The 12,210-nt window shown below is 46.3% G+C and carries 10 protein-coding genes; 8 read left to right on the top strand and 2 right to left on the bottom strand.

Annotation, left to right across the window (positions count from 1 at the left end; all coding sequences use genetic code 11):
* Window positions 1–2 precede the first annotated feature (2 nt).
* Entirely contained in the window at window positions 3–1,385 is a 1,383-nt protein-coding gene (locus Q0380_RS00760) for an SH3 domain-containing C40 family peptidase (protein ID WP_298958929.1), read from the bottom strand.
* 56 nt (window positions 1,386–1,441) lie between these two features.
* On the opposite strand from Q0380_RS00760, the gene Q0380_RS00755 reads away from it, so the two are divergent.
* The 3 genes from Q0380_RS00755 (at window position 1,442) to Q0380_RS00745 (ending at window position 3,753) form a co-directional block, all read left to right on the top strand.
* Entirely contained in the window at window positions 1,442–2,779 is a 1,338-nt protein-coding gene (locus tag Q0380_RS00755; RefSeq protein WP_298958926.1) for an AAA family ATPase, read from the top strand.
* A gap of 8 nt (window positions 2,780–2,787) precedes the next feature.
* Window positions 2,788–3,204: a hypothetical protein gene (locus Q0380_RS00750; protein WP_298958923.1), complete on the top strand. Its 417-nt coding sequence runs from the start codon at window positions 2,788–2,790 to the stop codon at window positions 3,202–3,204.
* Between the two features lie 75 nt (window positions 3,205–3,279).
* Window positions 3,280–3,753: a DUF3137 domain-containing protein gene (locus tag Q0380_RS00745; RefSeq protein WP_298958920.1), complete on the top strand. Its 474-nt coding sequence runs from the start codon at window positions 3,280–3,282 to the stop codon at window positions 3,751–3,753.
* 46 nt (window positions 3,754–3,799) lie between these two features.
* On the opposite strand, the gene Q0380_RS00740 is transcribed toward Q0380_RS00745, so the two are convergent.
* Window positions 3,800–4,678 carry an aminotransferase class IV gene (locus Q0380_RS00740; protein WP_298958917.1) on the bottom strand — a complete coding sequence of 293 codons (879 nt, stop codon included), beginning with the start codon at window positions 4,676–4,678 and terminating at the stop codon, window positions 3,800–3,802.
* A gap of 83 nt (window positions 4,679–4,761) precedes the next feature.
* Between Q0380_RS00740 and Q0380_RS00735 the strand changes: the two genes are divergently transcribed.
* From Q0380_RS00735 to Q0380_RS00715, 5 genes are all read left to right on the top strand, one after another.
* Window positions 4,762–5,268: a hypothetical protein gene (locus Q0380_RS00735; protein ID WP_298958915.1), complete on the top strand. Its 507-nt coding sequence runs from the start codon at window positions 4,762–4,764 to the stop codon at window positions 5,266–5,268.
* Window positions 5,269–5,407: 139 nt separating this feature from the next.
* Window positions 5,408–6,214, top strand: a complete 807-nt coding sequence (locus Q0380_RS00730) for a transporter substrate-binding domain-containing protein (protein ID WP_298958912.1) — start codon at window positions 5,408–5,410, stop codon at window positions 6,212–6,214.
* 167 nt (window positions 6,215–6,381) lie between these two features.
* Complete coding sequence (locus Q0380_RS00725) at window positions 6,382–7,188, top strand: transporter substrate-binding domain-containing protein (protein ID WP_298958909.1); 807 nt, start codon at window positions 6,382–6,384, stop codon at window positions 7,186–7,188.
* Between the two features lie 101 nt (window positions 7,189–7,289).
* Window positions 7,290–8,093: a transporter substrate-binding domain-containing protein gene (locus tag Q0380_RS00720; protein ID WP_291936842.1), complete on the top strand. Its 804-nt coding sequence runs from the start codon at window positions 7,290–7,292 to the stop codon at window positions 8,091–8,093.
* A 506-nt stretch (window positions 8,094–8,599) separates the two neighbouring features.
* On the top strand, window positions 8,600–12,210 hold a 3,611-nt coding region (locus Q0380_RS00715; RefSeq protein WP_298958907.1), incomplete at its 3' end, for a hypothetical protein.

Genomic DNA, 12,210 nt, shown 5'->3' with positions numbered 1-12,210 from the left:
GCCTAATTTCCGCTCGCATACGCAGACAGAGTGCTCGGATCCTCAGGAGCGAACCGATCGTCCGAGATAGCGTCATCCTCGCCCGAGAGCACGCTCATCGCGCTGATACGCGAGATCAGCAGGCGATCCTCGGCGATGTCCGCGCGATCCGAACCGATAGTAAGCGACGTAATCGCCGTGCGTCCGATGACCGCGCGCCCGCCTCCCACCGTGTGAAGCCCCCAGATATCGTGCAGCACTGCAGGCTTGCCGTCCACCTGCCCTACGTAGAGCATCACGTGGCCCGGCATATACAGCAGGGTTTTATACGCCACGCCGTTTTTGCCGATGAGCTCGAGCTTTTTATCCGCGCTCATCCCCGCCAGCGAAAAACGCTCGCCGCGGCCCGATTGCGCCTTGGAATTTCGCGGCAGCCACAGCCCGAAATTCGCCAAAAAATCTTTCGTCAAAAGCGAGCAATCGCGAAGAAATTTATACCCGCCCCAGCCGTATTTCTGCCCGAGCAGGCTAGCGGCTACGATCTTTGAGTTCTGCTCATCAAGCGGCGCGGGCCAAAGCCTCGCATCCTCCGCGCTAACGAAATATCTCTTGGCGCCAAACTGGGTTAAAATTTCGCCGCTAAATACGTTCCGCACGCCGAGCGTACCGCCAAGATCGCGTTCGCCGCTAAAATCATACGGCAGGATCGTGCCGGTGCGCGCCTTAAAAAGCTCCGCGCCGCTTCCGTCATAGACAGCTGCGCCCTCGCGCAGGATCGTTATAAATTTAGAATTTGCGTAAATATCTGCCTGCTGAGGACTGATGCGCTTTATCGCGTCGCTTTTTATCCAGCCCCATACGCCGTCGTTGCGCACGAACGCCCACGCGCCGTCTCTGCTGTAATGCGACAGCAGCAGCGGATAGCCCACGCTCACGGCGGAATTTGCGGCGTAATCAAACGGCTCGCCCTCCCCCGGCTCGCTCGGATCGCCGAAAATCGGCAAGTCGCTTGGGATATTTCGCAGTAGCGCGTTTTTTACCGTTATAGCGGGCGCGGAGATCAGCCCGAACGCCTCTTCGTTCGCGTTTATACGAATGCTTTGATAGATCGCATCGTCGTATATCCTGCCTGCGGCGTCAAAGTGGCGCCCCTTGGCGTAATTAAGCCCCCAAAAAGTATCTATTCCCGCCTTCACGGGCGCATCGTCAAACCAAATTTTAAAATAGCGGCTCTTAAACGCTTTTCCGCTTATGTTTTGCACCGACGCAGGAGCCGGCAGCCGCTCGCTGTTTTGAGCGTATTCGAGATCCAAAACAGCGGGATTTTCCGGGATAAACTTATGGACGGTTTTACCGCAACCTACAAGGATTAAAGCCGCGAAGATAAGAGATACTAATCGTTTCAAACAAAATGCCTTTTAAAAAATTTTGGCTATAATTTTGCCAAAAAATAGGAAAAAACTTGATAAATTTCATCATCCAAAAGCTAAAAGATCGCAATATTTTCATCACGGGCGGCGCAGGCGTGGGCAAAAGCTACGTAATAAAAGAGCTCATCGAGGATTACCGCGCCCGCGGCAAGCTCGTCATCGTACTCGGCAGCACCGGCATCAGCGCCGTAGAGATCGGCGGCGTGACCGTGCATAGCTTCTTTCGCTTCGGCATTTGCAAAAACCACGAGGAGTTAAAAAGCTTCGATCGCAAACAAAGCGGCAAGTTAAGCGAGCTGCGAAAAATTTTAGCCCTCGCTGATCTCATCGTGATCGATGAAATTTCGATGATCGGCGCCGAGCTTTTCGAGATGATCTATCTTAGAATTTCAAACTCTAAATTTAACGGGCGACTGCTCGTTACGGGCGATTTTTATCAGCTTCCGCCGGTGCGCAAAGAGGGCGAGAGCGCGCCGCGCGCGAGCCTATTTAGCGACTCGGATTACGCTTTCGGCTCGTACGCGTGGAGGCAGTGCGAGTTTTTTTACGTCGAGATGATAGGCTCCAAGCGCACCGCAGATGCGGCGCTATACCGCCTGCTTTGCGAGCTGCGGCTCGGCACCCCAAGCGAGCAGACGGCGGAGCTGATGCGATCTTTGATCATCGATGCCGCGCGAGCAGAACCAGATGCCACGATAATCTCGGGCAGAAACGCCGAAGTAGATGCGATAAATAGCGCCAGACTAGCCAAGCTTAATGCGCCGCAAAGCAGCTTCGAGGGCGTTTATGAAGCGCTGCAAAGCGGCGTGAGCGAGCAAAAAATTCAAAAATGGATCGCCTCTCTAAATACGCCGCAAAGTCTGACGCTGAAAGAGGGCGCAAAGGTGCTGTTTACCGCAAACAAAAGCGGCGAGTTTTTTAACGGCGAGCAAGGTGTCGTCGAAAAGATCGAAAAAAGCTCCGGCGACGAGATCGAAAGCGTGGTCGTAAAAAAGCCCTCGGGTATGCTAAGCCGCGTGGGGCTGCAAACATACGAACTAAGCGAGATCGCCGCGAGCGGCACGGATGCCGAGCAGATCGTGCTGGCGCGGTATTATCAGTTCCCGCTCAAGCTCGCATATGCTATCACGATCCACAAATCCCAAGGCATGAGCATCCCGCAGCTCATCTGCGACATCGACAGGATCTTTGCCAAGGGGCAACTCTACGTGGCGCTTTCGCGCGCGACTAGCCTTGCGGGGCTCGGGGTGATATATACGCGCGCAGAGCCGTTGCTGCGGTATTTGCAGCGCAACGCAAGCGCGAATGAAGCCGTGGTGAAATTTTATCAAGAGAATGAATTTTATAAAATTTCGGATCAAAAAATTTAAGGAAACGTATGCAACTAGACAGGGCAATAGCGCTAAGTAGAGCCAAACAAAAAAAGTGTATTTGCAAGGTAGTGATGATCTATGCCAAGATAGCATTTTTGTATCTGTTTCCGTTTATCGTAATGTTTGCGATCGATGCGGTATTTAAAACAGACGATGATACGGATTACAAAATGATCGAAGTCTATCTTATCTATGCGGTGCTTTTGATTATTTATGTTGCTTGCATTTACGACGGCATTGCGGACGCCGCTTATGAATATAAACTATTTTACAAAAAAGTTTTGGTGCGCACGGCGATCTCGCAGGCGTATCCGCAGCTTACTTATTCGCCAGGACGTGGCATAAGCGCGAAGGAATTTAGGCGAGCGGGAATCTTTGCAAACTCCGATTTTATCAGCGAAGATGAGATAAAAGGCGAATGAGATGGGGTAAAATTTAGCCTCAGCGAGGCGATTAGAATCAAAAAGAACTACGATCTGGGCATAGACAATACCTATGTGAAGCTAGCTTCGCTTGCGATGAGCTTATATGATGCGTATATGGATTTTAACGGCAGCGTGCTGATATGCGAATTCGGCAAGAGATTTTACACTAAAACCATCTTGGCGAGCCGCGAGCTAAATACAAAAATTTTAGGCGAGAAGGAGCTAATGGACAACGTCATTTTTAATAGCGAATTTCGCGTGTTTGCTGATGACAAGGTCGAAGCTCGATATCTATTGACGCCTGCGCTGATGGAGCGACTAAACGAGCTAAAGCGATACTACCATAAATTTAGCATAAGCGCGGCGTTTATGGATAATAAATTTTACCTATTTCTAAACGGCGCGCCGAACCACTTTGAAACAGAGCTATTTAGCATACCTCCGACAACCGGAACAGCGTATGCTCATCAATACGAACTGTCTGAAATTTTAGAATTAGTAAGCGAGCTGGGTCACATAACCGGGGAGCTAGAAAGCAAAATTTAATCAGCCCGCATAATTTAAATTTAACGGGCTAAATTTGACCGCCCTATTACAGTCCCGCTTCGGCTCTTAGCCGCGCGGCATACATCTCGCGCAGGCGCGGTACGTATTTGCCGACCGCACCGCCGCCGACCTGCCTGCCGTCAGCTTTTACGATCGGCAGCACCATCAGCGTCGCCGCGCTTATAAAGGCTTCATCGGCTTCATAAACCTCGCTCATTCCAAACGCCCGCTGCTGCACGCTAAGCCCCGCCTGCTCAGCAAGGCCCAAGATCACCTTGCGGCGGATGCCGGGCAGTATGTCGTTTGAAAGCGGCCGCGTGATCAGAACGTCATCTTTAATGATAAACGCGCTGGAGCTCGAACACTCGGTAACTAGCCCGTCCTCGATCAAAAAGCACTCATAAGCGCCCGCCTTGTGGGCCTCGTGCTTTAAGATGCACTGAGCTAAAAGCGAGATCGATTTTATATCGCGCCTATGCCAGCGAATCTCGGGCAGGCTTACGATCTCGATCCCCTCTTTTGCGAGCGGATTATCAAAAATTTGCGTGCTATAGACGAAGGCGAAGACGCTAGGTTCTATGCCGCGGACGTAATCAAAATCCCGCATCGCCGCACCTCTTGTGATCTGGGTGTAGAAAGCGCCTTCGCTCACGCCGTTACGCGCGATGAGCTCATATAAAATTTTCTCATATTTTTCGCGAGAATATGGAATTTTTAGCTCGATCTGCGCGGCGCTGCGCTCAAAGCGCTCCCAAAAATCCGCTCTGTCGCAAATTTTAGAATTTACCACGGGCGCTACTTCATAGATGCCGTCTCCGAGCACAAAACCGCGATCAAAAGGGCTTATCGCGGCCTCTTTGACCTTGCAAAATTTGCCGTTAATATAAACTATCTCGTCGCCACTCATTCCGCTGATTTCAAACATAATCGCTCCTTGAAATTTCGCACCATTTTATCTTATAACAATTTAATTTAAGATATAATGCCGCAAAAATCGAAGGAAACCCGATGGATAAATCAAATTTTAAAGATAAGCTTTTAGAAATTATGTTTCATGTATCGCATAAACCCGTGCTTTTCCGCGATCTGCTCGAAGCCAACGCCGAGTTTAACGACGGAATGCTCGTCGATCCTTCGAAGCTAAATTTTAAATTTAACTACGGCAAATCCTACGTGATCTTCGCCTGCTTCGCATTCATCTGCGTAATGTTTTTGATAACGCTGACGCACGCGATGTTCGAAAAGATCGACTTTCACTTCTCCATTTTATTTACGATTATGACGACGTCGGCGGTTTTTATCGGCTTTGATTGCTTCAAAGCGTGGGCTAGAAAAAAGCTAACGCATGAGCTCATCAAACGCGCGTGGGCGAACCATTTCCTCTACTTTCCTTACGAAAAATACAGCCGCATAGTCGAAAATATCTACAACGAAGCGCTCAAAAACGACGTGCCTAGACGCGAGCTAGAACAATACGTGCTAAGCAAAATCGTAGAAGTTGGCGAAAAACCATAAATTTACTATCTAAATTCCAATTACTGCGAGAGAATGCGCATAAACACACATTTAAGCAATTGCTATTTGAAAACTATTAGCACAAATAACAGTTTTATTTTGATATCATTATATAAATTTCAAAGAAAAGGAGCAAAAAATGAAGTTGTTTTTTGCATTATTTTTGTTTTGTGCGGGGCTTTTTGCAAATAGCCTTGAGGGCATTAAACAAAGCGGTACGATCAGAATCGGCGTAAGAGAGGGTCGCCCGCCGCTTAGTCAATCCAAGAACGGCGAATTCGAGGGGTTTGAAATTTCGTTAGCAAGAGCGCTTAGTAAAAGCGTATTTGGTGAAGGGCGCGGCAAGATAGAATTTATCCCAGTTGCGGCAGGCGAACGCATACCCTTTTTGGTGAATAACAAAGTCGATCTAGTTATCGGAACCTTCATCATCACGCCCGAGCGCAGTAAGCACGTCGACTTCTCGATCCCCTATCTTTCCGTAAATTTCGGCGTGCTGACCCGCAAAGCGGATACGATCAGCGATATTTCGCAACTTAGAGATATGAAAATTTTAGTAGAGGGCAATGCAACGGCTCCGGAGATGTATCTTAAAAAGGAAAAATTCGACAATCTAATGCGCTGCGCTACTACAAAGGAGTGCTACGAGATGGTAAAGAACGGCCAAGCCGACGCCTACGTAAACGATAATATAATAGTGCTTGCTTACGAGATCATGGATAAGACGATGGACGTGCCTTTTAAGACGCTGGGACCTACAGAATTTATCGGCGTGGGCGTTTCGAAGGGCAACAAAGAGCTGTTAGAACTGGTGAATGCTGAGCTAATCAAGCTAAGCAAAGAGGGCTTTTTTGAAAGAGCATACAACGAAACTTTCGAGCCGTTTTACAAAAAGGCGGTGGATAAAAAATATTTCTTGCTAGATGGAATTTACAGCCTTTTATAAACACTTAGCGGGTTTAGTACAAAACCCGCTAAATTTCAAAAAATCTTTTAAAATCTCATTCAATCACTCAGTTTTCAAAAAATAAATTCAATTTTTCATAAAATTTTAGTTCTTTTTGCCTTATTTTCGCTAGAATAACGTTGAGATTTAACGATAAAGGATAGGGAATGAGGGTATTTATCGCTATATTTTTACTTTGTGCGGCGCTTTTTGCCGATAGCCTAGATCAAATCAGACAAAACGGCGTCATTCGCATCGGAGTGCGCGATGCTCATCCGCCGCTTTGCGAGTCTAGCGGCGGCAAATTTGAAGGATTTGAGATCGATCTTGCAAACGCTATTGCTAAAGAAATTTTCGGCAAAAAAGAGGGCAAAATCGAGTTCATCCCACTAAGCGTAAACGATAGAATTCCATTTTTAGAGGCAAATAAGCTTGATTTGGTTATCGGTCTATTTAGCATCACCAACGAACGAAAAAGAAAGATCGATTTCTCCCTCCCATACCTCTCCGTAAATTTAGGCGTATTAACGCGCAAAGCCGACGCTTTTACCGATATCGCGCAGCTTCATGATAAAAAGATCGTATTCGAAGGCGACGCGACAGTAGCAGAGAAATTTTTCAAAACCAAGGGATTTAAAAATTTAGGCCATTGCGCTTCGGCTAAGGAATGTTACGAAATGATTCGAAATGGCGATGCGGACGGCTATATAAACGACAATCTCATCGTGCTTGCATATTCCGTCATCGATGATACTTTGGAAGTGCCGTTTAAAAACCTAGGTCCTAGCGATTTCATCGGCATCGGCGTGCAGAAAGATAACAAAGAACTACTTGATTTCGTCAATGCAGAGCTCATCAAGCTGAGCAAAGAGGGCTTTTTCAAAAAAGCCTACGAGCAGAGCTTTGATCCATTCTATCGCGGTACGGCGGATAAGAAATATTTTCTGCTAGATGGAATTTATAATATGCTCTAAGAGCTTGCTTTAAATTTTTAAGTCCAGCTTTTAGAATTTTAGTAAATAAAATTTCCCGCTTCGTTTGAAAGCGGAAGAGATATTAAATTTAAGGATTTGCCATGAAATTGCTTCTTGCAATGTTGCTACCATTTATCGTTGCTTTTGCCGATAGTCTGGAACAGATAAGATCAAAAGGCGTCGTTCGCATCGGCGTTTACGACGGACAGCCTCCTTTTAGCGAGCTAAACGATGGAACTTTCGAGGGCTTTGAAGTTACGATGGCACAGGCCATAGCAAATGATCTTTTCGGCGAAAAAGGCGGCAGAATCGAACTTGTGCCGATGAAGGTCGAGGATAGAATTCCAGCATTAGTAAACAACCGCGTAGATATCGTCATCGCTACGATTACCATTACGCCTGAACGTGCGCAGCAGATCGATTTTTCAACACCGTATTTTTCGGTAAATCTTGGAGTTTTAACCCGCAAGGCCGATAGAATAAAATCCTTAGCCGATCTGAAAGAGAAGAGAATTTTACTCGAAAGCGGCGGTACGGGCGAGGCATTTTTTAAACAAGAAGGCTTTGGAAATTTTACATTTTGCAAGATCGCTAGAGAGTGCTACCGCATGCTAAAAGACGGCGACGTGGACGCCTACGCGACCGATAATCTCATCGCAATGGCATATCCAGTAGTCGATAGCGAGGTAGAAGTACCGCTTAAAACTCTAGGCAAGCCCGATTTCATGGGTATTGGCGTGCAGAAGGGCAATAAAGAGCTACTGGATTTCGTCAATGCAGAGCTTATAAAGCTAAGCAAAGAAGGCTTTTTTGAAAAGGCATACGAGGGAACTTTTAATCCATTTTATCACGGCGCTGCGGATAAAAGATATTTCTTGCTAGATGGAATTTACAGCTTCTTGTAGGATTTGCGGCTTATTTTAAAATTTATCACGCAAGATTTATCTCGTAAATTTTATCTCCTGCTTGCTATGCTTTAGCTCTTGCAGCCATGGATCACATAAAATTTATCGCGCAATATTGCTTGTTTAAATTTTTCAAAAAAGCTTTTTCGCGGGCGAAACGGCATTTATAAAAAATTCCGCTCGTTTAAAAATTTACCCTGCATAAATTCCATGGCAGCTTGAAATTGCTAAAATAAATTTAGCTCAGATTTTTATTATTTCAAATTTTACTAAAAATCCTCTTGCTAGGATTTTTTACCACTTGCAATCCGCTCAAAATGCCCCCCCCAAAAAAAGGATTAAATTTCATAGCCAGGAATTTATTCTGCACAAAGAGTGAATTTTTATTACTTAAAATTACAAATGAAGCCCCCCCTCTTTTAAAAACCGATCAGTGATTTTCATATTGCAAACTGATCTATTTTTATGTATAATCGCAAACTTTATGAATTTTAAAGGATCAATATATGAAAAAATCCATCTGTTCCTCTATGCTTAGCCTCGCAGCGGTGCTCGCACTAGCGCCCGCACAAGCGCTTTGCAATGCAGATTCTAATCCGCCGCTTATCCATACCCATAATAACCTCTATTCGGCGGGATTTAGCGGCAATACTAGCGGCAGCGGTAGCACCAGCCCGAACGGCAATATTACGACGATTACGGGCGTTGCAAGCGGCGGGACGGACTACTCTGGCAGCGTGATTTACGGCGGAGGAAGCGGCGATGGAATTTCGGGCTTTACCGAGTTAAACTCCGCCTCCAACAATAGACTTACGATTAGAGGCGCAAACGCTTACGTGGGTATCGCAATAGGCGCCGAGGCCAAGGGGGTATCGGATAATTACGTGAGCTTGGAAAACGGCTCTAAGGTAAATTTGGTTGTAGGCGGGCAAGGCATAGCGGCGTCAAAAACGGGCAACGAAGGCGAAGCGACGCGAAATCAGGTTTTCGTGAAATACGGCGCCGAAATTACGGGAAATGCCGATAACTTCGGCGGCAGCTCAAATAGACATTATAATATCATCGGCGGCAGAAGCGGAGCGGACAAAGAAGCCTCCTCTAACGCCGTAACAATCGACGGAGGCACTATCGGTAACGGCTCCGTTACAAACGTAATCGTAGGCGGCATAGTAAGCGGTAGCGGTGATGCCGTATCGAATAGAATAACTATCAAAAGCGGCACATTTAGAGGGAACTTCGATATATTCGGCGCTCAATCCTCCACGGGAAAAAGCAGCTACAATAGCGTCAATATAACGGTGCCTTATTATGGCAGCACAAATACTATCACTCTAAACGGAAACGGTAGAATTTGGGGCGCAGCGGGCGGAAGTGGAAACTCTAGTGCAAACTCCGTAACCATAAACGCAAGACTAAAAGCGCAAAATTACCAAGTAGTAGGCGGTCAAGCAAATAGCGCTAGCGTAATGAGTGCAAATCGCGTAGAAATCAACAACGACGATGCAATCGTAGGCAGCGTCACAGGCTCTTTGGGCGGCGCCTCAAGCTCGCGAAGCGTAGTTGATCTTATAAAAGGTACAGTAAAAGGCGATGTCGCGGCAGCAAACAGCATTGCAGGCGAATCGGACGGCGATAGAGTTACTCTAGGAGCGTCAGACTCCAACAAAGGCGTGCACGTAGGCGGCAATGTCTATGGCGCACGTGCAGGAAGCGTCAAAAACGCAGTCGTTTATATCAATAAAGAAAGAACGACGATAGCAGGAGACGTCTTTGCGGGCTACGCTACAAGCGGCAGCGTCGAAAATAGTAACGTAAATTTTAGAGGCGGCACTATAAGCGGTACAATCTACGGCAGCAATAAGCCTACGGATAAAACTAATACCTTACATATAGAAAATTGGGTCGGCGGCGGCATTAAAAAAGCTAAAGACATTAAAAATTTCGGCTCTATAAATTTCAATGATTTATACTCCACGATCGAAGCGGATGCGCCGCTTACTCTAACCACTAATGGTAATACGAATTTAAACGGTACAAAGATAGAGGGTATAAAATCAGATCTTGGCGAAGGAAAGTACTATCTGATACATAATTCAGGCGGCGGCACGATCACTAGAGCCGCACAAACCGTGCAAGATAATCAAATTTATACGATTACCGACAAAGACCACTATCAAATCACCGGCACTACGATCGAGGTCGAAAACAGCAAGAATTTAATCATGCAGAAAGGCACACTAACTCGCTCTTGGATAGATCCCAACTTCGATCAAAGTGAGCTAATGCAAAATCAAAATTCCAACAAGGCTGCGGGCGCTACTGAGCTATTCGGCAATAAAGGAAACACCGTAATAGTAAAAGAGGGTGCAGGCAATCTAGGCGGCAAAAACATAAGCTCGGGCAGAGACGACGCTACCGACGGAAGCAACAGCATCCACGATAACTACGCCAAGATCAAGGGCGGAAGCAGCATAGGCGAGATCGACGGCGGGTATTCAAATTCCGCTACCCCACAAGAAATTTATAATAACCACGTAACCTTCGAAGCAAGCGGAATAGACGTGGGGTATGTAAATGCAGGCATCACTCATAGCAGTAGCGGAGGCGGGGACGTCCACGATAATAGCGTAACTACGAATGCTACGATAATCCACAATAGCATTTACGGAGGCAATACTAGCAACGGAGAAGCTAAGTCCAATATCGTAACGATAAACAACGGCAGCGTAGGAGCAATGGCGGTAGGCGGCAAGGGAAACAGCGCGATTTCCAACACCATAACTCTTAACTCGGTAAACGTAGGCGGAAGCGTATACGGCGGAAAGGCTAGCGGCACCGCCTCCTCCAACACTGTAAATTTAAACGGCAACACGCAAGTTGCTGGCAACGTATACGCAGCGGAAGCCGCTAGCGGCAGCAACAACGTAGTAAATTTCAGAAGCGGTAGCGTAGCAGGCACGATATACGGCGTATCTAGTGCAAACGCTAGCAATTCGGGCAATAGCCTAAATATCCTATCTTCAAACTCCGGCAATGGCCTAAATGCAGGGAATTTTGCAAATTTCAATAAATTAGAATTCAACTTAGCTTCTCTTAGCGAGATTAAAAACGACGTTTCATCAAATGCTAAAAGAGCTTTAAGCTTGACAGGTTCTGGCAATACTGATCTAAGCGGTACCGATATATTTGTAAACTCGACAAGCGAATTTAATGCTTTAAACAATGCAAGCTATCCAAATGGCGATAATAAGAAATACACACTTGCCTATAAAAGCGGAGGCGGTAAATTTACCGGATATGATCCGCGCTTTAAAGATAAAGGCTACGTAACTCAGCTAAATAAAAACTATGTCATAAAAGATGCCAATACCTTTAGCAGAAACATAGGCGGTATGCATATAAGCGAGGATGAGAAGGAACTTTATATCCAAAAGCTTATTAAGACTAACGAGAGCATAAATGGGGATTTCGATGCGGATGAGCTGCAGAAGTATCTTGGTGCCGGCGGTCTTAGCGGAAATAACATAGACATAGGCAAAGCGGGGGAGGATAAGAATTTTAACGCTAGAAATATCCATGCAGCAGGCGCAAATAATACGTTAAATTTTATCAGTGGTCACAATGTAGGCTCAATAAGCGCAAGCGGTAGCGGCAACACCCTTAACATAGGAGCTAGCAATAGCTCTCCTGCGGCAGTAAATTCCTTAAGCGCTAAAAATATTAGCGGTTTTGACAAGTTAAATTTCTTCCTTCCTAGCTCTATTAGAGCAGGCGATAGCGTGCTTACCCTAAGCGATCCTACCGCTAACACAGATCTAAGCAACGTAAACAATATCACGGCTTATATCAGCGGAGTAAGCGGTCCGATTAATCCAAGCAGCGAGATTCATCTAATCAATAAGCAAGGAAGCGGCAGCCTTATAGCTCCTAACGTAGCCAATATGCACGCAACGCTAAATGTAGGGGTAAGTCTAAGCTACAGCCCTAAAATTTATCAAAGCGGCAATTATCTAAATTTAGGCTTTGATGTTTCCTCGGCTCCTAGCGCGCGCGTAAATTCTAATACCAAATCCTTCGCAGAAACCCGTGCCGCAAGCTTAGCCAGCTTAAAGAGCGG

Origin of the sequence: uncultured Campylobacter sp. (assembly GCF_937959485.1) — a bacterium.
Lineage (GTDB): Bacteria > Campylobacterota > Campylobacteria > Campylobacterales > Campylobacteraceae > Campylobacter_B.
This window is presented reverse-complemented; position numbering and strand designations above follow the sequence as displayed.